Origin of the sequence: Limosilactobacillus rudii, from assembly GCF_014145455.1 — a bacterium.
GTDB lineage: Bacteria > Bacillota > Bacilli > Lactobacillales > Lactobacillaceae > Limosilactobacillus > Limosilactobacillus rudii.
Genome location: NZ_JACIVB010000054.1, coordinates 32,293 through 53,517, shown reverse-complemented (window position 1 = coordinate 53,517; position 21,225 = coordinate 32,293). Strand labels below are relative to the sequence as shown.

The following is a 21,225-nucleotide window of genomic DNA, read 5'->3' as shown; positions in this document are numbered from 1 at the left end:
GAAATGCTTCTCTTATTTTAACGCGTTGTTTGGCGCTTAATTAAGTGCGTTCCAACAACTGTTTTACAAGGGTCATTATTAGGATTTTGTAGTCGCTTAATCATCATATCAACCGCTGCATGAGCCATTTCATCTGTGGCAACATGGACCGCTGACATACTAGGATAGACGTACTTGACTATGGCCGTATCATTAAAACTAATTAATGCCACGCGGTGCGGCACACTAATTTTAGCTTCCTGAATTGCTTTCAATGCGCCTACCGCCATTGGATCATTAGCAATAAAGATGCCATGCGGTAAACGGTCCCCTAACGTCTCAATCGCCTTTTTCATTGCCGTATATCCCGACATCGAGGTGTAGTTGCCAGCGAATATAAACTCTGAATGATAAAGGTTTTGTTGACGTAAGGTACTCTCAAAATAAAAGCGGCGCAAATCAGGGACAATTTGTTGATCAGTCGTCTTCTCTGTTCCTGCAAGCATTCCGATATCATCAATTCCCTCATTCAAAAACTCAGAAATAACAGAACGAACTGCATTTTCAAAATCTGGAACCAAACAATCATATCCGGCCGCTAAACTATCATAGTCGACAAATACAATATTAGACGTTACTAGCTTTAAGGCTTGCACTTGGGAGTTGCTAAATTTCCCAATCGCGATGATCCCCGTAACATCACGGGGAATCTCCTCCATATTATTTTGATATATCGGAACCGTCTGAAGGCCACGTTGTTGAGCTGCACGCTCTATTCCCATCCGGATTGCCATGTAGTATAAATCGTCCAATTCTTGTGTAAGAGAATACCATTGAACGACTGCTACCCGTTGTACTTGATTGTTACGTGCCCGCTTATGCTTAGTATAGTTGAACTCTTCAGCAGTAGCCAGCACCCGTTGACGTGTCTTTTCATTTACAGAGAGCGTCACGTCATTATTTAAAATTCGCGATACAGTCGCAATCGAGACACCTGCTTTATCCGCGATATCATGTAATGTTACTGCCATCCTGCCTCCGCGCTCCTTTCTCGTTAAATCACGATAAACCTATTTTAAAGCATCAACAAACCGTTGCCAACCCTCATTTCCGGCGGCATCATCCTTAAATACTCCCGCATTTTCTAAAACGTTTGCAAATATATTAGCAACTTCTTGTTCTAATACTTCATCAACATTTTCTTCGGTAATATTCAATCTTGCTTGAACTTCTTTTGCCCACGGAAGATGACTATCAGCAATTTTATTTTCTTTTCCAAGCCAGAACTTCTTAACTTCATTTAGTTCATCCTTAAGGCGAGCTGGTAATATAGCTCGACCCATTACTTCAATCAAACCAATATTTTCCTTCTTGATGTGCCACAACTTTTCATGTGGGTGGAAAATGCCAAGTGGATATTTATCACTAGTATTATTATCTCGTAATACCAGATCAAGGACAAACTTGTCACCGTCACGATGCATAATCGGCGTAACAGTATGGTGCCGAGTATCACCGTCAAACGCTTTGATGTTTAGACTTTCATCGCTATATTGATCCCAAACCTTAATAATGTGGGTACCAAGATCAATTAGTTGGTCAGTATCTGTACTAGTTAGTCGAATATCACTCATTGGCCAATTTACTATTCCTGCTTCAACTGCTGGATAGGCAGAAAACGTAAGGGGTTCTTTAATTGAAGCTTTCATCATTGGGAAAATGTGTTTTCCACCTTGATAGTGTTCATGAGCCAGCATTGATCCACCAACAATCGGTAAATCAGCATTACTACCAACAAAATAAGCTGGTAGTTGTTTTTCAATTTCAACTAAATTAACCAAAGTCTGACGATTAATCTTCATTGGTTCATGCTTGCTATCAAGGAAAATGCAGTGTTCATGAAAATATGCGTATGGCGAATACTGGAATCCCCATTGCTGGCCGCCAACCGTCATCCGAATAATCCGGTGATTGCTTCGTGCTGCTTGACCTAAACGTCCCTTATATCCTTCATTTTCCATACATAAAGCACATTGTGGATATTTCTTTGCTGTATCATGGGCAGCTGCTGCAATTGCCTTTGGATCCTTTTCCGGCTTTGAAAGGTTAATTGTGATTTCAAGATTGCCGTATTTAGTTGGCTTATCAAAGACAACATTTTTCTTAATTGCTGCTACCTTGACATAGTCATTACTGGTACAAAGGTTGTAGAACCAATCTGTTGCACTTGCTGGCGATTGTTGATATTTTTCCCAGAACCGATGATTAACAACTGATGGCGTTGGTGTCATTAAATCATACAATTGGTCATTTAAGATTTCCCGCGCCGTCTGACCATCTTCAATCTTACCTCGTTTAACAGCAAGATCGACTAATTGGCTAACAACTGGTTCATCATCCTTAGCGATAACATCTTCATCACCAACGAAAGCACGGATTTTGTTTAAGACATAAATTCGGTCTAGTGGCTCATACGTACCGCTAGCAATTACTTGGTCAGCAAATTTCTCCATTAACTTCATTTTCTCATTCCCCCACTAACTTCAAATTAATGTTAGCTCGTCTGTTTATAGCTTATGTGGTCCGTCAACAACTTCGGCATCATAGAAGCTAGCATCATAGCCAATTTCATCACGGTAAATTTTACCAACATTCTTCTTAAATTCATCAGCAGCAGACTTCTTAACAATGGCAATTGCACTACCGGCAAAACCGCCACCAACCATCCGCGCACCGAGGCATCCTGGCTGGGTCCAAGCATTTTCTGCTAAGGTGTCAAGCTCTTTACCAGTAACTTCATAATCATACTTAAGTGATACGTGAGAAGCATTGATTAGTCGGCCCAATTCTTCTAGGTCACCCTTTTCCATCGCATCGATAGCCTTCTTTGTCCGTTCATTTTCACTTACCGCATGACGAGCACGGCGAATCAAAGTATCATCGTTAATAAGGTAAGTATATTGATCAAATGTATCAAGGTCTAATTCGCCAAGCTTATTGATATTGAGCTTCTGATTCAAACGTTTAACGGCTTCTTCACATTCTTGAACCCGCTCATTATATTTTGAACCTGCTAAAGAATGGTTCTTATTAGTACTCATAATCACGATTTCGTAATCGCCAAGTTCTAGTGGCAAGTACTTGTAATCTAAAGTATTGCAGTCAAGGTAAATTGCATTATTTTCTTTACCCATGCCGACCGCAAACTGGTCCATAATTCCTGAATTTAAGCCTACAAAGTCATTTTCAGTCTTTTGGCCGAGCTTAACTAATTCAATCTCATCAATATCAAGGTTAAACTCATCTTTTAATAGATTTCCCATTAACATTTCAATTGATGCCGATGATGAAAGTCCTGAACCATATGGAAGGAATCCGTGAATATAGAGGTTAAAACCATGGTCAATCTTAAAACCGCGTTGCTTTAAATAAACCAGCATCCCCTTGAAATAATTAACCCATTTTTCATCTTTTGCGCTTTGTGGTTCCTTATCGTTGATATCAAAGGTGATAATCTTACTGTCTTCTTCCTTAGCTGAATTAGCAGAATAGATTGCGACTGTGGTATCTTCGCGTGGACCATATACTCCATAAGTACCGATACTAATAGCACACGGGAATACATGCCCACCATTATAGTCAGTATGTTCACCAATTACGTTAATTCGACCAGGTGAGAAAAAGACATCTTTCCCCGGTTCTTTAAAAACATCTTGATATTCAGCTAAAAATTGTTGCTTATCCATCAGAATAACCTCCATACATCAAACAAACATTAGTAAACTTTTACTAAATATAATTTACTACTATTTATCTCATTCGTCAATAAGCGCTTACAAATTAATTACCACAGTAAAGAAAGCGTTTTCTAAAAATGCGGACTTAAAACAACTTAGTGATACACTATTTTATAAGAATTGGAGGCGTAAAATGAAACAGTATTTACCTAATGAATTAATCACGTTTGCTACACGGACTGGTCGCTGGAGAATTAAAGAAATTAACAACAGCGCTACTCTGTATACTACCAATCTAGGAAGTTATCTCCGTTTCCAAACTAATGAAACAACGCAATTAAATATTCATATGCTTGTAAATCATAATTTCCTATCACCTAGTCACGTGTTGGCAATAAGAATTGATAACCACCCCTGGCATCGTTACCCAGTCAGCAATAAATCAATTCAAGTTTCCCTAACCCCTTCATCACATATCGTTGAGATCATGGCCGCTGGTAACGCTGATACAGATCAAGTCTGGACAAGTAATGAAGGCTTCGCAATTACCGAAATTGATGTTGACAAGGGAAACTTAAAAAAGGCGACGAAGAGACCATTAATAAACTTTATCGGCGATTCTATTACCGCTGGCTGTTGGGTTGCTGGCAATACCCCGTCTTTTGATTATCGTCCTGAGGCCAATTATGCTGCTGTTTGCGCAGATATTTTAGGAGTCGATAGTGTCCGTATTGCCTATTCTGCTGGTGGCGTCCTGCGGTTAGCAACCGGCGGCGTCCCTACTGCTGATAAATTTTTGTCCCACATCGATGCTACAACAGACTGGTTACCTAACAGCCCTGACCTAGTAGTCATTAATCTGGGAGTCAATGATCGGCACTTTCCCACCAGCCAATTTATTGCAGCTTATGATTTATTTATCCAACAAGTCCAACTAACTTTTGCCAATACCCCGATTGCAATAATGATCCCGTTTAGTCAAACATTTGCTCCTGAGATTCGGCAAATTGCTAAGGAACGTGGTTGTTACCTAATTGAAACTGACGGATGGTGTCAAAGTTTTACTGATGGTCTGCACCCGGACCAAAACGGGGCTACCACAAGCGGGCACAAACTTGCTAAAGTTTTACGAACGCTTTTACCTCAATCCAGTGTACAATAAGATTAAAAGTAACGTGAGGAGGAGTCGTTATGGCTAACCAACGATTATTACCGATAAAAAACGGATATAATTTCCGTGACCTAGGTGGCTATCCAACAATAGATGGCCGCACGATAAAGTGGCGGCGAATTATTCGCACAGGGTCACTAGCACGACTGGATAAACACGACTTACAAGTTTTGACATCAATTCCGGTTACAATTGACGTTGACTTACGAGCACCGGATGAAATTAAAAAAGCCCCTGACCTCGTTCCAGCAAGCGCTACATACTATCACTTACCGGTCCTAGCATCAGATGAAACTGACGCCTCGCATAGTGACGAAGAGATTGCAGCGCAAATGCAACAGCCAAATAATGGTTACCACCACATGCTCAACGTATATCATCGAATGACAACTGTCGATTCTGCTAAACAGGCTTATCAAAAGTTATTCAAACTTCTTTTAAGTAATAATGATGGGGCATTACTATTTCACTGTACAGCTGGCAAAGATCGGACAGGAATGGCATCTTACCTAATTCTCAGTGCATTAGGGGTAAAAGAAAATATCATTATGGAAGACTACTTATTGACTAATATCGTTACCCAAGAATTTCGTAATCAGTGGTTGCAAGAGATGCGTAATAATGGTGCAAGTGAGGAACTAGTAAATAATCGTGCCGCCCTTGCTTCTGTTTCTCCTGACTATCTCAATACCGCTATTACTAATATCAAGAAAAATTACGGTAATATTAATCGTTACCTTACTGACTATCTTGAAATTACTCCAGCTGAAATTAAAAAGTTACAAGAATTGTATTTAGACTGAGCTAGATTATAATTGGTTTAAGAGGAGGGATTCTTATGCAAATCTCAGTACCATTAGTGGATGGAATGTTAGCAGATGAATATGGTAAATATGCGCCAGCATCAGATATGCTTGCCGACCACCCGATCAAATCATTCCCAATTAAAATTACAGACGCACCTGCCGAAACTAAAAGTTTTGCGCTTGTCTTTATTGACTATGATTCAACTCCCGTCTGTGGTTTCACATGGATCCATTGGCTGGCGGCAAATATTCCAGCATCATTAACTGATATTCCAGCAAATGCTAGCCGGCAATTGGCGGACAAATTTATTCAAGGTAACAATAGTAATGCCGGATCGCTGGTTAATGGTAATCCCCAAATCACTAGTGGTTATGTTGGTCCGCAACCACCTGATAAAACTCATGACTATACTTTGATGGTCTTTGCATTAGACACTTTGCTACCCTTAGAAAACGGGTATTGGCTCAATGATTTTATTCATGCTGCAAAGGGACATATTTTAGCTAAGGCACAGGTTAACTTACCCAGCCGAGCATAAGGAGAGTGTTAGATATGGAAACAAGAATTTTCTTTAATCCTGGCGATTCAGTTGCCAACATTCACGACTACAATGAAGCAGTACGAAAAGGGCAAATTTTTAAGCGTGCACGGCACAATGACGACCTTGTAATTGCAAAAGATCCAAATGATAAAGAATATGCCATCTTCTATGCTAAGGATGCTTTACCAGCCGAACATGCAAAATCAAAGCCCTATGAAGTTAAAAATCGCCTTTAAACTAAAAAAGATGAGGTTTCAGGAAATCATCCTGCCTCATCTTTTTTTAACGTCCACCAACAATTGCAGTCGTCTTATCCTCTAACCGCTCAATTAATGAATCAGCGTCAGTCTTGAAGTCATCAATAAATGTGTCTGATTGCGGGTGAATGCGTCCAACTTCTTTTCCCATAAAGTCAGTAATAACTAGGTCGTCTCCATCCCAATTAACATCATCATAATGGCCCTCAAGAGCTTCATCAAAGAATGATTGAAGAATATCGCGAACAGCATTTTGAATAATAGCCGTTTCATCGGTCTGTTCACCACGAACTTGATGCTGAGCAAGCTGCATTGCTACTTCTTCCATATTTTCTGGAATTTCAATACTCATTCATGGATTCCTCACTTTCAAATATTAGCGGTGACGAATTCTCCGCCGCGCCTTTTTACTAAATTTAATCCCTTGAAGTGACTTCTTCTTACGCTTTAGCTGCGGATCCATCTGGGGATGATTAGCCAACTGTTGTCTTTGCTGCATTTCGCGTTGACGCTTCAGCAACCGCTTCCGTTCATACTCACCCCACGGATTTAATAATCCCCGCATAAAATCTGCTACTTCTTGCTTGTGTTCACCCATCCATGCTTCAGCAACATCAGCATCATCAGTATCAATTCCATTGCTATTAATGAAAGATAGTACTAGCTGTGTTTCCCGTTCATCACGGTTTAATGATGCTAGCATATCCTCTGACGGCTGCATATTAGCAATTGCTTTCAAGCCCATCTTATATTGTTCCATATCAATATAATTATTTTGCTTCATATACTCAAATAGGGCTTGCGCACTTGGTACAATGTTATGAATCTGCTTGATCGAAATATGTGGATCTAATGGCATCATCATCCCTAGAACACGCTGCAAATTACTAAAAGTCCAGTGGCCAGGATATTCGCCACACTCTTGAACCATTAATTCTAAAAATTCTTGTAATACATACTGTAATTCAACATTATCTAGTTCTAAATTATTAAATTGTGGTGCATCTACAATTGCCTTTTGAATATTTGCCAATAAATCTTTGAATTTATCAGGATTCCAGTCGGCAACGACCTTTTTAGGTGTCGGCTTTTCTGCTGGCTTAACCGGTGCTGAATTCTTTGCTTCTTCTTCACCATGCAATTGTGCCCAGGTCTTGTGTGCCTTGCGACATTCATTCATGGTTGTCCGTTGTGCTTCCATTGCTTTGACAATTTCTGTTAAATTGTCAACTTTCAAAAACTCCTGGTAGGCACGTAAAACTGGCACTACCGCAATCCCAAATTGATTTGTCAATGCTGGATCAGCGATAAACTCCCCGACCATGACCGCTTTTACTGCTTCTGGCGTCCAAGTAGTATCGGTCAAATGCTGATCATTTGCCATCTGTTTGTTAAAACGAGTCAAAATATCTTGTGCATGTTTTTGCTGATTAGCAGATAACTGATGATAGTTGGACGAAGTGAGGAACTGGTCAATATGCTGTTCTTGTTCGTTCATTATCTATATATCCTCCGTCTCAAATTGAATTTTCTCTTCTATCATATCATAATTATCTCTAGTAATTATAACTAGATTGTTAATTGTTAATCTACGAGGAGCGATAATACAAATGCAACGGAAAAAGATCCAAGAAGCAATGAAAAATGTTTACTTTCAAAAAATGACTGCTAATGGCTATCACGAGATTGAGCAAGAGATTGCCGAATTACAAAAGCAACGTCCTGCAAAGATTGAACAACTAAAGGCAGCTCGTGCACTCGGTGACTTATCAGAAAACACAGAGTATAGCACTGCCAAACGTGAACTTCGGCATCTTGAGAGCCGACTACGCTATCTTAATAAGCAACTTCAGTATGCCCAAATCGTAACACCTAGCAGTGACAATACAGTTAGCCTCGGAACTACTGTTACCCTAAAATTTGAAGATGACAATGAGCAGGAAGTTTATCACATTGTTGGAAAGCAAGAGGCCGATCTGGCAAAACAAAAGATTTCTTTTGATTCGCCCCTTGGAAAAGCTCTTCTCCATCAGACTGTCGGTAGTATTGTTACGGTTAACGCGCCACAATCTTCGTATAAAGTTAAAATAATCAAAATAGAGTTGTGATTAATAAAATCAATAATCTTGATATTATAATTTAAATTTTTAGATTTATTATATTTAGTCCTAATGCTGTTTCTTTGCGAATCATTATCCCTAATCAGGCGATTAAGAACAAAATTAAGTATTGCATCCCTATATTCGAATCGCTATACTAATAAACGTTGCTTTTTCGTATCCACAACATATTGTGCTAGCTAGCTTGATAATTATTACCAGGATACAATATATAGTATAGGGAGATTTATTAATGATTAGCAATTATCTAAAGTTCCTCGCCCATCAATTAAAGGGCTGGCCTCAACAAAATTATTACTTATTTTTCTTCAGTCTTGGTTGCCAAGTAATGACATTAGTTAGTACCCCAATTACGTGGGTGACTGTTATTACCTTTATTGGGACTACCCTTGGTGTATTGTGCGTTCTGGCTATTAATGCCGCTAAGTCAGTTAATGGTTTTCTTGGCATTCTGTCGGCAATTTGTTTTATCATTGCCGGTTTCAGTGCTAAAAACTATTTAAGTATTGCTGAGCAGATTGCTTATGTAATTACTCTTGACTTACCAGTGCTTTTATCTGCTAACTGGAACGTTAACATGGCATCTAAAATCAGGAAGTTTAATGCTCGTTCGTGGTCGGTTGCTATCATTGCAACTATTCTTGTCTACTTTATTTCGGGCTATTTAATTGGAACATTAACAGACGACCCACGTCCATGGATTGACGCAATTAGCTTCTCAATCAGTTTAACCGCCGGTGTTATCTGCTTCCTGCGCTTTAACAACCAATACTTCTGGTGGCTTGCTTCTGGACTTGCCCAAATAGTATTATGGTTTGTTTCTTACCGCCAAGGTTCTGCAACACTTGCCATGGCTGTTAATAGTTCCATTTACTTAATTAATGATGTACTCGCCTTTACTATTTCACCATGGTACAACGAACGGGAACGTCAACGTCTTAGCAAGGAAGAATCTGCATACGCTAAAGAAATGGGCTTGGAATAAAAAATGCAGACAGGTAAATTTATCTGCTTTTCTGGGCAATTCAAAATTAATGATAGCATAACGAGGGCAAGGGAAACATTTACCCCTACCCTCGTTTTTATTTTAGCTTTAATTCATGTATTATGTGGTTAAACTAATTTTCGAGGAATTTTTATGGCAAAAGTATTTATCGTTGAAGACAATCCAGAAATTATTAAATCAATAAAAAGTGAATTAACAAAGTGGCAATATGAAATTGTAACAATCAATGATTGGCAAAATGTTGCCGGCGAAATATCCGCAACTCAACCAGACATTATCTTATTCGATATTACCCTCCCTAGTTTTGACGGGTTTTATTGGATTCAGGAAGTTCGCAAACACAATAAGGTACCGATCATCGTTATCTCAGCTGCAGACATTGATACTAATGTAATGCATGCAGTAGCTGCTGGTGCAGATGACTATCTAATGAAGCCTTTTTCAATGACCGTTATGTTGGCAAAAGTCCAGGCTCTTTTACGACGTAGTAAGCCCACTACCCAAAGTAACGAGATAAAGTGGAATGGGTGCGTTTTTAACTCATTGACAAATACGCTCACCAATAAAAACGGGACTACCCAATTAACGCCAACAGAGGGCGCCATGTTCCAAGTATTGCTTACCAATCACTCCCAAACAGTTACTAAGGAGAAATTGCTCGAGTGGCTGTGGCAAGGTGGTAAATACTTAAACGAAAACACCCTTAATGTTAACATTAGTCGTCTACGCACAAAGCTTGCTACTATCGGGTTAGAAAATTGTATTGTTACTGAACGAGGAATTGGCTATCGGTTGGTGAGTGAAAATGAATAAAAAACATTTTTATCTATTATTACGCTCCTCCCTACCAGTTATTGGTTGCTATTTAATTTTGTGTGGATTAGTTGATTTACTTATTGTGCTGTATAATCTTCCATCCATCCTCCTCGGTGACCTTTTTCGCTTTTCCTTGCCACTTTTAATTGTTTATTTAATCGCCAGTTGGAGCTTTTCAAGCTATAAAAGCTCGCGACTCAACTTAAACCGCATTGAAGACTTCACCCCTACAAATACGACAGAAGCAAAATTAAGTACACTATTGAAAGACAACCAACGCGATACTAACACCACTATTCACCAACTCCGACTTACCCAACAAAATCAATTTGACCATCTTGAATTGTTAGTTCACGAAATTAAAAATTATCTTACTAGTCTTAATGCAGCTGCTGAAAATGGTTCAACTGTTTCCAGCAAAGAAGTTAAAGCTAATGTCCATCAAGCCAATTATTATCTCAATTTATTACTATCAGACGAACGGTTGGCAATGGATAATAACGATTTTGCATTTCAATGGGTTAATCTAGAGCAACTAGTCAATGAGGTTATCCAGCAAAACTCCGCTATCTTTATTAACAAACAGCTTACGCCTATCCTTCATAATCTTAAAAATATTACGGTATTAACTGATCGTAAATGGTTACGATTTTGCATTGAACAACTACTTTCCAATGCGATAAAGTATTCTGCTACAAGTACAATCGATATTTCCTGGGAAATTAATTCGCTAAAAATTAAAGATTATGGAATTGGAATCTTAACTGATGATTTACCCCGAATCTTTGAGAATGGCTTTACTGGTCATAATGGTCACCAAACAACTCTTTCAACGGGAATGGGATTATACCTGGTCAAAAAAGTTACTGACCAATTAAACTTTACCATCAATGTCACATCAACAATTGGTGAAGGAACTACCGCTAGCTTGACCTTTAATTCTGATAACTATAAAGTTTAATATCTTACAAAATCGTAAGGTTCTACACACTTCTGTAAGTAGGAAGATGGGTAGAACCTTTTTATAATAAATACATAAATTAATTTAACAGCTAGCTCGAAAGGAATTTATTATGACATTATTAAAACTTCAGCACGTTCAGCGTGTATTTAATCAAAACTCAGCTAATCCTGTAATAGCCTTAAAAGATATTAATTTCAGCGTTGAGAAAGGAGAATACGTTGCAATTATGGGGGAATCTGGTGCGGGAAAAAGTACTCTCTTAAATATAATTGCTACTCTTGACCAGGCTACCAGTGGTCAGGCAGTTCTAAACGGTCAAAGCCTCAATAACTTGTCAAAAGATGATGCCGCTCGTTATCGCCGCCAACATCTTGGCTTTGTTTTTCAGCATTTTAATTTACTAGATAGTCTTTCAAATCGGGATAATATTTATCTCCCACTTGTTCTTGCAAAAACACCCGTTGACGTGATGGATAAGCGAATCAAACCACTCGTTAACCGGCTACGTATCGAAAAAATCATTAACCGTTTCCCAGGTGAAATCTCCGGTGGTCAACAACAACGAATCGCCATTGCTCGGGCATTGATTACTAATCCAGATCTTTTACTTGCTGATGAGCCAACCGGTGCGTTGGATTCTAACACTAGTAATGAAATCCTTGAACTTTTTGACGATGTTAATGCTAATGGGCAAACAATCATCATGGTTACTCACAGTGCCGCTGCTGCTAGCCATGCTAAGCGAACATTATTTATCAAGGATGGCCGAATCTACCACGAACTTTACCGTGGTGATTTACCACTAAAAGAATACCAGCAACAAATTAGTCAAGTAATGATGACTCTCACGAATGGTGGTGAATAATTAATGCTCTTTTTCAAATTAATTAATTCTAGTTTTAGGCGTAATTTAAGGATATATATCCCCTATCTCGTTTCTATGTCAATGTTAGTTGCCATTAATTATATTTTTAAAGCAGTCGCTATTAATGGCAGCATAAAAAAATTACCCAGTGCCGCTGTTACAAAGGTCTTAATGGAAACCGGATCAACGTTTATTATCCTCGTCACCCTTGCCTTTATGGTCTACGTTAATCGGTTCCTCTGGCAACAACGACAACAAGAAATGGGCCTATATAGTATGCTCGGAATGACTAGTCATAACCTGCAAATCTTGACAATTATTGAAAAATGTTACTTATTAGTAATCAGTTTAATCGTCGGTCTCTTCTTTGGTGTTATCTTTGACCGCCTTGCCTTCTTAGGTTTTGCTCGCCTACTAAAAATCGATCAACTATCACAGTCGTGGATCGAGTGGCCTGCTATTACATCGACAGTCTTTATCATCGGTAGTTTCTTTGTCCTATTAATAATCATTGATCTAATTAAATTACAAAAGATGAAGCCGACAGAACTATGGCATCCCCAAATTAGCAAAATTGCCCAGCATGGAAAATTCTTTACATTTGCCGGCATTCTCGGCGTAGGACTACTTGCATGGGCTTATTATCTAACCATTACTGTAAAGCCCAAAATATCAGCTCTTTCAACCTTCATGCTTGCCGTAATTCTTGTCGTTATCGGTACCTACCTTGTCTTTATCGCTGGAAGTATCATTGTGCTTAAACTTCTCCAGCGTAATAAGCACTTCTACTACCAGCCACGACATTTTATTGCTACTTCTGGCATGTTACAACGAATGGAACAAAATGGGGCTAGCCTTGCCACAATTTGTTTGCTTTGTAGTTCTATTTTAGTAACCCTCTTTACAGCACTAACCCTCTATGCCGGCATCAACGACACAGTAAATTCTTTTGCCCCGAAAGACATCAACATTATTACCAGCCAACCATTATCTAAAGCACAGAAAGCAACTATCTCAACAGTTGCTAAACAATATCATGCCCATTTAGCTAAACCAACATCATTTACTACTAGTGCTCCGCAATATGGTTACTGGAAAAATAACCGTTTTGTTAATGAAGGATCGCTTAACAATATGTCGAATAAGACTACTAGCTCCGTTATCACAATGACAACCAGTAATTATAATCGTCTCACTAATAACCATGTAAAACTAGCTAGTAATGAAGCCCTCGTCTATTCACCAGCTAAAAAGCGTAGCGGCAACCTTCAAATTGGTGCCCAAAAATATCACGCTAAAAGGCTAGCTCACTTTGATTATTACTTTAACCCTAGCCACTCAATCTACTCACCAATTTTTATAATAACTAATAAGCTCCCTAACAATAGCAGTACAATCAACATTACTGGGATTAACTACCAATTAAATGGCAATAAAAAAACACATATCAACTTTGAAAATACTCTTCAAGCTCGGCTAGGACTACAAAACTCTAATTACTCTTCACGGATAAATATCCAAAGCCTCCTTACCAGCTTATACGGCGGAATCGTCTTCCTCGGCATTCTAATTAGCTTAGCACTAGGAATTACAACAACTGTAGTAATCTACTTTAAGCAAATCACTGAAGGCTACGAAGATAAAAAACGTTTCCAGACAATGCAACAAGTTGGCTTAAGCGAACAGGAAACAACTAAAAGTATCCACAGTCAGGTATTAATGGTCTTTATGTTACCGGTTGGCGGTGCGATTATTAACCTTTGCTTTGCTATTCCTGCCATTCGCCAAATTCTGATTCAATTTAATTTTTATAACTTACACCTAATGGTCATTATCGCATTGACGATCACCCTCATTCTTCTTTGCCTTTACTTTATCATTTACGGGTTAACCACTAAAATGTACCGTAAAATTGTTAACCAAGCATAAGTATGACTAATAGATTGACATTTTCTACTTAACCGGTTACAATTTAGTTACTATTTATAAGTACGACCGAATTAAGAGGAGATGTCGTTCATGAATCTAAACCAATTTAATAACTACCAATTGCAAGAAAGCTGTTGTTAAGCATCTTTAAGGCGGGTCCTAGCCCGTCTGTTTCAGTGTGGGAAAATTCCCAGACAAAGTGCTTAATAACAGTTTTTTTAGTTATATCTAATCGAGGTGATTTCAATGAACTCTACCCCTTTAAACATCGGTATTCTCAATCTAATGCACGATAAGGTCGATACCCAGCGGCGCTTTTCTACGGTCCTTAAAGCTGGTTCTTTTAATGTAAATATCCAATACCTATATCCGCAAACCCATTACTCAACTCGACCAGTCCCTGAACTTGTTCAACAAATTTCTGCGCCCCTTAATCTTAGGAAAGTCCAAGATTTTGATGCATTTATCATAACCGGCGCCCCTGTTGAACAAATTCCATTTACCGAAATAACTTATATCAATGAAGTCCACCAATTAATTGATAAGCTAGTTAAGCTGGACATCCCCCAACTCTATATCTGCTGGGGAGCAATGGCTGCTGCGAATTACCTGTATGATATTCCAAAACACCAGTTATCAGAAAAAATCTTTGGTGTTTTCCATAATTATTTTGAACACAACGATCCGTTACTAGCAGGTTTACCCAATGGGTTTTTAGCACCACACGCACGCTATGCTGAACTCGACCTAGCAAAAATTACTAATGATCACCGGCTAATTGTTAATGCAGTTACAGAATCAAATCATTTATTTTCATTCCGTACTCGGGACGCAAAACAATATTTCTTATTCTCCCACCTCGAATATGGTCGTGATGCGCTATTAAAAGAATACCTTCGTGAACGGAATGCTCATCCAGGTGTTGAATATTTAAAACCGCAAAACTACTTTCGTGATCCGCTTCATATGAAAGATCCGAAATTCAGCTGGGAAGCTACCCAACGGATTTTCTTTGATAACTGGCTCCATACCGTTGCCAAAGATGTAGAAGAAAAACAATTGATAAAGGAGTAGATACTATGACAGAAATCACTAATTCAATCACAAATTTAATCGGTAATACCCCCATCGTAAAATTAAACCGGGTTGTTCCTGAAGACGCTGCCGATGTTTATGTCAAACTAGAATTCTTTAACCCAGCTGGTTCAATCAAAGACCGAATCGCCCTTGCAATGGTGGAGGCTGCGGAGAAAGCTGGCAAGCTTCAAGCTGGTGGCACAATCGTTGAACCAACCTCTGGAAACACCGGTGTTGGTCTTGCGATGGTGGCTGCTGCTAAAGGGTACCACCTTGTAATTACCATGCCTGAAACAATGAGTGTTGAGCGGCGCAAACTTATGCAGGGCTATGGTGCTGAATTAGTTCTGACACCCGGTGCTGATGGAATGAAGGGATCAATTGCTAAAGCAGAAGAACTAGTAAAGGAGAAGGGGTATTTCATGCCAATGCAATTTAATAACCCTGCTAACCCTGATATCCATGAAAAAACAACTGGAAAGGAAATTCTCGAAGCTTTTGGCAATGAAGTTCCAGATGCTTTCGTTGCCGGTGTCGGTACTGGTGGTACATTGACTGGTGTCGGTCGTGCATTGAAAAATGCCAATAGCGATGTTCAAGTATACGCCCTTGAGCCCGCAGAATCGCCAGTATTAAAAGAAGGCAAAGGCGGCAAGCACAAGATTCAAGGAATCAGTGCTGGTTTCGTACCCAAAGTATTAGACACTGATATTTATGACGGTATCCTCGAAGTTAAAAGTGATGATGCAATTGCCATGGCTCGCGAAGTCGGTCATAAAGAAGGTATCCTTGTAGGTATTTCTGCTGGTGCCAATATCAAAGGCGCAATTGAAATTGCTAAGAAGCTTGGCAAAGGTAAAAAAGTAATTACCGTTGCCCCTGATGGCGGTGACCGTTACCTTTCAACTGAATTATTTGACTATTAAATTTTTAGGCATGTAACGAAAAAATTTCTTTGTTACATGTCATTTTTATATTGACCGCTACCTTACGTTACCATTTACACTAAGATCAAAGGAGTGATGATAATGTATACCAGTGGTCAATTAGCAAAAAAAGCAAATGTTTCTATTAGAACAATCCAATATTATGACCGTCGTGGGCTTTTACACGCCCAACGTACTACAAACGGGCTTCGTAATTATAGCAACCAAGATCTTAGACAACTGCAAAAAATATTGATCTATAAAAAGCTAGGATTTACCCTTAATGATATTCAGAAGATTATTAATGATAACGATAACAATACCCTAAAATCATTAATTGCTCAACGGCAAAATGCTATTAGTTACCAAATTAAGGACTTATCAAACCAGCTTAAAGGCCTTAATTATCTCGAAAAGCATTTAGTAAAATTTGATGATTTCCCGGGGAATTTTAATCAAGATATTCTCAGTAAGGTGCGTCAGGTTAAAAAATTAAGGACCTTGCGAATTTTACTAATATTAGTTGGAATATTAATTGATTTGCTTATATTAGTAAGTATTTTTTACTTTTTCTTACGTCTAAGTAATAGCCTATTATTTATTATTGGTATAGTGATTTGTTTGATTTTGAGTTGGAGCATAACCTTGTTTTATTATCAACATACTCAATACTTGTGTCCTCAGTGTCACCATGAATTTACAGTGCCATTTAAGGAATGGTTCTTTGCTAAACACACACCCAGTACCCGTTATCTTTTTTGTGGCAATTGCCATAAGAAAAGTTATTGTATTGAAGAATATAGATAAAAAAGCTTTACTAGAGAGTACCCCGTAAAGCTTTTTGATGTTCTCTTATAGAATTGGTGATAACAATCGTGAGAAGTACTGCTTGAATTTGCGCCAATTTGATTGGTTGGCAAAATATTCAGGCGTCAATAACGTACTCTTCTTCATATCTTCTTCAAAAATTCTCTTCAATTCAGCAGTTAATTCTTTGTTATAAGCAAATGAATTAACCTCAAAATTCAACCGAAAACTACGATAATCCATATTAGCCGACCCAACTGAAGCAATATTACTCCCGCTTACCATCGTTTTAGAATGGATAAATCCATTGTCGTATTTATAAACCTTTACGCCATTATTTACTAGGTACTTAGCGTAATACTCCGTTGCTCGATAGACAAACGGATGATCAGGCATACAAGGAATCATAATTCGCACATCAATACCACTCCGCGCCGCAATCACAAGCGCCTCTAAAACAGAGTCTTCTGGAATTAGATACGGCGATTGAATATATACATATTTATGAGCAGAACTAATAATTGACTCATATCCCCGACGAATTGAATAATTTTCGTTATCTGGTCCTGATGAAACAATTTGCATCGGAACTTCCTCAGGATCATCCGTTGGCGCTGCTAATTCAAAGTGCTTAAATTCATTTTCAAGATCAATCTTGTTTTTATGAGTTTTACGACAAGTCGTATTCCAATCCATTGCAAAGCGGACCGTCATCATCATCGTTGCTTGCCCCACAACCCGCAGATGCGTATCTCGCCAGTAACCAAACTTAGGATCTTCACCCAAATACTGGTCACCAATATTAAAGCCACCAATATAACCAATTTTCCCATCAATAATCGCCAATTTCCGGTGTAAATGGTAATTTAATCGTGGTGTCTGAAAATGTGCTTTAGCAGCCGCGATAAATGCTTGCGCTTCGCCACCCAATTCTTCTAAATGTTCAAAAAACTTATAGGTTGTGCCATGTGATCCGCTCAAATCATAAAGGACCCGCACTGTTACGCCACGTTGTGCTGCCGCCTCTAGCGCTGCTAAGATCCGTTTACCTAAATTATCTGCATAAAAGGAATAATATTCAATATATACATGATCTTTAGCCTGGTTAATATCATCAATTAACTTATCAAACTTCTTCTTCCCATCGATATAGACATGGACCTTATTATTAAATGTCACAACAGAATCATTTAAACTCAAAAACAAATTAACTAATTGCCGGTCCCGCGATAGGCGACTCCCCTTAGGCAATAATTCATGCTCTTCGCTAAGTTCTTTCTGTTTTTCAAGGTATTTCGTTCGCAACTGCTTTTGTTCGTCTTGAATGCTGAAAATTTCATCATGCGAAAGCTGGCGGCCAACAAACAGATATAATAAAAAGCCAACAACTGGAAATACTGATAACACAAGCAACCATGCCCATGTTGATGCAATATCGCGCCGGCTCCGGAACACTGTCCAGATTGCAAAGGCAATATTGATCAGCCAAAGAACTTCAATAATACGACGGATAACGTCCCATGTCCATACGATATTCATAAGCTTTTAATCTCCCTATTAATACTACTGCACTATTATAGCCGTTATCGCTTTACATTTCAGCTCTATTTTACATAAAGACGCCGCAAAACAAAGGCTAATATAATTGCTAATCCCCCATAAATAGCTCCTACATATCCAAGGGTTGTAAGACTAGCAAATCCGACAGTGGTTGAAGCAGTAAACGAGCCTAATGAAATTCCGACATTTGCAAAGATGGACACAAGTGAAGTTGCTAGCGCTAATGATTGAGGATATTCCTGTTCAGCTACATTAATAAAAACTAGTTGAATCGTTGTTCCATAAATAATTACAACAACACATAATGCCGCCAAAGTTAACATTCCCGTTATCTTATTTCCTAACGCAACGCCTAAGATTAAACTAAGGACCGTCATAATGATAAAAACAACTGGTAATTTATTAACTCCCTGATGACTAGCAACTAAACCAGCAATTTCATTACCAATAATGCTCATCACGCCAAGAATAAGCAGCAGCCAATTCAAACTTGTCAAACTAAAGCCCATAACATTCGTAATTAACGGCCGGACGTAAGTATAGAATGTATACTGTAAGCTTAGTACAGCAACCGTGATACCTATTCCTAATAGTACTCGTCGATCTTTTAACAGTGCTAACTGCTCAATAATACTCCCTTTGACTTGTGGCGTCTTTCGCGGAGTTAGCCAAGCGAGAAGCGCAAAAACAACTAACGTTAAACCAGATATAATCCAAAAACTATCATGCCATGACAGCAAGGTCGCAATAGTTGTCCCCAGTGGCACCCCAATGACTGAAGCAATGCTAAAACCAGCACCAACCCATGCTAAGACCATTGGCCGCCTATCCATTGGCGTGATCAGACTGACGAGTAAATTAATCAGTGAAATAATCGTTCCGGCAACCGCAGCCGTAATTATCCGGGCAAATAAAAGCCAACCGAGCGATGGTGCAAGTGCCGTCAAAGTATTCCCAATAAAAAACACGGTCATTAAAGTCATTAGTAACTTATAGCGATTCCAATTGCTTGTTAGGGTCGTAATGATTGGCGTACTAATTGCATAAACACCCGCAAATGCTGTCACTAAGAATCCAACTGTTGATAGCGGAACATGGTAACTGCGAGCAATATCAGATAGTACACCAACGACCATAAACTCATTACACCCAAGCATAAAAGCAACAAGAATAAAGGTAAACGAACGTAACTTTTCGTGTTTCAAAGTTAATGCCTCCTTTAGTTTTAAAATAAAAAATTCTGGACGAAAAAGTCAATCCAGAAAATTATAAACGTTTAGCAATTTATTTCCAATAGTTTAGACCTATTTATTAATAAATTTGCTGCTGATAGGCCGCAAATGTTTTTTCATCAAAGCAAACCATCGTCACTTCATTAACTATCTGAGCTGTTAGAAGAAACTTCTTTATTGTTTTTATCGCGATTTCTGCTGCCCGCTCCAGCGGAAATGCATAAACACCCGTACTAATCGATGGAAAAGCAACAGTCTCACATAGGTGCTGGTCGGCAAGTGTCAGGCTATTGTGGTATGAATTAGCAAGCAACTGATCTTCATTACTATTTCCACCATGCCAAACCGGTCCCGGAGTATGAATGATAAATTTTGCTGGCAAATTAAAGCCACCCGTTATTCGCGCCTCACCTGTCGGACAACCATGAAATTTCTCACAAGCACCGTATAACGCAGGTCCAGCCGCCCGGTGAATTGCGCCATCAACACCGCCACCGCCCATTAAAGTCGTATTAGCAGCGTTAACAATTGCATCGGCCTTTACTTTCGTAATATCACCTTTAATTACTTTGATTTGTCCCACTAATAATTACTCCTTTCTTACTTTTTTAAATTGTGGATATAGCCAAATCAATTCTACAAATGCAATACTCTTGATTGAAGTTGCAAAACCAATTCCAAAATCACGTCCGTTATTGTAGCTATTTGAAATATCAAAGCGGTAATCATTTAGCTTCATTAGCAGAACGGTAATGACAATAATCGTTATTAATATGCCTACCTTCTCTGAACCACTAAATCTTTTCCAATTGCACTTTGATAATAAGTAGCAAGCATTTAAAAATCCAATTCCAACGATAACTCCTAAAATTAATCGCCACGTTGAACTAAGAGAAGCAACGCTCATCAAGCCAACCGTCTGAAATAAGAAATAAATACAAGTAACTACATTAATAAGATACGAGGTACTAAAAGCGTGATCTTTCTTAGTATTTAGCGCATGTTCTTCTTTATAATTGTTAATCATCTCATGATCCTCCCGTAATAAGTCGTCTAAACTAACATGGTAGAGATCACTTATTTGCACTAGCATAAAAATATCAGGATAACTACGTCCATTTTCCCAACTTGAGATCGTTTTACGTGAAATCATTAACTGATCAGCAACCGCCTGCTGGGTCAAATTATACTGGTGACGATAACTCTTAATTTTGTCAGCAAATTTCAATAAGTTCTCCTACCTTCATTTAAATTTTATTTCCCGGGAAATCAAACCTTGCTAACACTTTACAAGATGAGCCTTATTTTGTCACGCTAAGAACTACAGACGTAAGAAAAATGCGGGAACATAAGCCTTATTACTAAAAAAGCGGCGTCTAAAATCCAGTAAAGTCGAACTTAGATGCCGTTTTGTATTTGCTGATACGTAAA

The 21,225-nt window shown here is 38.6% G+C and carries 22 protein-coding genes; 13 read left to right on the top strand and 9 right to left on the bottom strand.

Annotated elements, in window-relative coordinates; all coding sequences use genetic code 11:
• Positions 1-17: 17 nt before the first annotated feature.
• The 3 genes from H5S39_RS05785 to H5S39_RS05775 are packed head-to-tail and all read right to left on the bottom strand — an operon-like array spanning position 18 to position 3,725.
• A complete protein-coding gene (locus H5S39_RS05785; protein WP_182596149.1) occupies positions 18-1,010 on the bottom strand; it encodes a LacI family DNA-binding transcriptional regulator in 993 nt (330 codons plus the stop codon).
• A gap of 39 nt (positions 1,011-1,049) precedes the next feature.
• Positions 1,050-2,501, bottom strand: a complete 1,452-nt coding sequence (locus H5S39_RS05780) for a UDP-glucose--hexose-1-phosphate uridylyltransferase (protein ID WP_182596148.1) — start codon at positions 2,499-2,501, stop codon at positions 1,050-1,052.
• A 45-nt stretch (positions 2,502-2,546) separates the two neighbouring features.
• On the bottom strand, positions 2,547-3,725 hold the full coding sequence (locus tag H5S39_RS05775) for a galactokinase (protein ID WP_182596147.1): 1,179 nt from the start codon (positions 3,723-3,725) through the stop codon (positions 2,547-2,549).
• A gap of 184 nt (positions 3,726-3,909) precedes the next feature.
• Between H5S39_RS05775 and H5S39_RS05770 the strand changes: the two genes are divergently transcribed.
• The 4 genes from H5S39_RS05770 to H5S39_RS05755 are packed head-to-tail and all read left to right on the top strand — an operon-like array spanning position 3,910 to position 6,471.
• Positions 3,910-4,878 (top strand): SGNH/GDSL hydrolase family protein, encoded by a 969-nt coding sequence (locus H5S39_RS05770; RefSeq protein ID WP_182596146.1) that lies wholly within the window; start codon positions 3,910-3,912, stop codon positions 4,876-4,878.
• 29 nt (positions 4,879-4,907) lie between these two features.
• On the top strand, positions 4,908-5,690 hold the full coding sequence (locus H5S39_RS05765; protein ID WP_182596145.1) for a tyrosine-protein phosphatase: 783 nt from the start codon (positions 4,908-4,910) through the stop codon (positions 5,688-5,690).
• Positions 5,691-5,725: 35 nt separating this feature from the next.
• A complete protein-coding gene (locus H5S39_RS05760; protein ID WP_182596144.1) occupies positions 5,726-6,232 on the top strand; it encodes a YbhB/YbcL family Raf kinase inhibitor-like protein in 507 nt (168 codons plus the stop codon).
• A gap of 14 nt (positions 6,233-6,246) precedes the next feature.
• Complete coding sequence (locus tag H5S39_RS05755; RefSeq protein ID WP_182596143.1) at positions 6,247-6,471, top strand: hypothetical protein; 225 nt, start codon at positions 6,247-6,249, stop codon at positions 6,469-6,471.
• A gap of 46 nt (positions 6,472-6,517) precedes the next feature.
• Here the strand turns inward: H5S39_RS05755 and H5S39_RS05750 are convergent, their stop codons facing one another.
• Positions 6,518-6,844 carry a hypothetical protein gene (locus tag H5S39_RS05750; protein WP_182596142.1) on the bottom strand — a complete coding sequence of 109 codons (327 nt, stop codon included), beginning with the start codon at positions 6,842-6,844 and terminating at the stop codon, positions 6,518-6,520.
• 24 nt (positions 6,845-6,868) lie between these two features.
• The gene (locus H5S39_RS05745; RefSeq protein WP_182596141.1) at positions 6,869-7,990 is read right to left on the bottom strand and encodes a hypothetical protein; all 1,122 of its coding nucleotides are present in this window, start codon (positions 7,988-7,990) and stop codon (positions 6,869-6,871) included.
• Positions 7,991-8,102: 112 nt separating this feature from the next.
• Here H5S39_RS05745 and greA point away from each other — a divergent pair, with 112 nt between their 5' ends.
• The 9 genes from greA (at position 8,103) to H5S39_RS05700 (ending at position 17,002) form a co-directional block, all read left to right on the top strand.
• Positions 8,103-8,600: a transcription elongation factor GreA gene (gene greA / locus H5S39_RS05740; RefSeq protein WP_182596140.1), complete on the top strand. Its 498-nt coding sequence runs from the start codon at positions 8,103-8,105 to the stop codon at positions 8,598-8,600.
• 244 nt (positions 8,601-8,844) lie between these two features.
• Positions 8,845-9,597, top strand: a complete 753-nt coding sequence (gene pnuC, locus H5S39_RS05735) for a nicotinamide riboside transporter PnuC (RefSeq protein WP_182596139.1) — start codon at positions 8,845-8,847, stop codon at positions 9,595-9,597.
• Between the two features lie 153 nt (positions 9,598-9,750).
• The gene (locus tag H5S39_RS05730; RefSeq protein WP_182596138.1) at positions 9,751-10,431 is read left to right on the top strand and encodes a response regulator transcription factor; all 681 of its coding nucleotides are present in this window, start codon (positions 9,751-9,753) and stop codon (positions 10,429-10,431) included.
• Complete coding sequence (locus tag H5S39_RS05725) at positions 10,424-11,395, top strand: sensor histidine kinase (protein WP_182596137.1); 972 nt, start codon at positions 10,424-10,426, stop codon at positions 11,393-11,395. The genes H5S39_RS05730 and H5S39_RS05725 overlap by 8 nt, the downstream gene beginning before the upstream one ends.
• 112 nt (positions 11,396-11,507) lie before the next feature.
• Complete coding sequence (locus H5S39_RS05720; RefSeq protein WP_182596136.1) at positions 11,508-12,263, top strand: ABC transporter ATP-binding protein; 756 nt, start codon at positions 11,508-11,510, stop codon at positions 12,261-12,263.
• Between the two features lie 3 nt (positions 12,264-12,266).
• Complete coding sequence (locus tag H5S39_RS05715; RefSeq protein WP_182596135.1) at positions 12,267-14,192, top strand: ABC transporter permease; 1,926 nt, start codon at positions 12,267-12,269, stop codon at positions 14,190-14,192.
• A gap of 246 nt (positions 14,193-14,438) precedes the next feature.
• A complete protein-coding gene (locus H5S39_RS05710) occupies positions 14,439-15,266 on the top strand; it encodes a homoserine O-acetyltransferase/O-succinyltransferase family protein (protein WP_182596134.1) in 828 nt (275 codons plus the stop codon).
• Between the two features lie 5 nt (positions 15,267-15,271).
• Positions 15,272-16,195: a cysteine synthase A gene (gene cysK, locus H5S39_RS05705; protein ID WP_182596133.1), complete on the top strand. Its 924-nt coding sequence runs from the start codon at positions 15,272-15,274 to the stop codon at positions 16,193-16,195.
• A 102-nt stretch (positions 16,196-16,297) separates the two neighbouring features.
• Positions 16,298-17,002 carry a MerR family transcriptional regulator gene (locus H5S39_RS05700; RefSeq protein WP_182596132.1) on the top strand — a complete coding sequence of 235 codons (705 nt, stop codon included), beginning with the start codon at positions 16,298-16,300 and terminating at the stop codon, positions 17,000-17,002.
• Between the two features lie 45 nt (positions 17,003-17,047).
• Here the strand turns inward: H5S39_RS05700 and cls are convergent, their stop codons facing one another.
• The 4 genes from cls to H5S39_RS05680 form a co-directional block, all read right to left on the bottom strand.
• Positions 17,048-18,541 carry a cardiolipin synthase gene (cls, locus tag H5S39_RS05695; protein ID WP_182596131.1) on the bottom strand — a complete coding sequence of 498 codons (1,494 nt, stop codon included), beginning with the start codon at positions 18,539-18,541 and terminating at the stop codon, positions 17,048-17,050.
• 65 nt (positions 18,542-18,606) lie between these two features.
• The gene (locus tag H5S39_RS05690) at positions 18,607-19,767 is read right to left on the bottom strand and encodes an MFS transporter (RefSeq protein WP_182596130.1); all 1,161 of its coding nucleotides are present in this window, start codon (positions 19,765-19,767) and stop codon (positions 18,607-18,609) included.
• 106 nt (positions 19,768-19,873) lie between these two features.
• The gene (locus H5S39_RS05685) at positions 19,874-20,377 is read right to left on the bottom strand and encodes an O-acetyl-ADP-ribose deacetylase (protein ID WP_182596129.1); all 504 of its coding nucleotides are present in this window, start codon (positions 20,375-20,377) and stop codon (positions 19,874-19,876) included.
• A 6-nt stretch (positions 20,378-20,383) separates the two neighbouring features.
• Complete coding sequence (locus tag H5S39_RS05680) at positions 20,384-21,022, bottom strand: helix-turn-helix transcriptional regulator (RefSeq protein WP_182596128.1); 639 nt, start codon at positions 21,020-21,022, stop codon at positions 20,384-20,386.
• Positions 21,023-21,225: the final 203 nt, after the last annotated feature.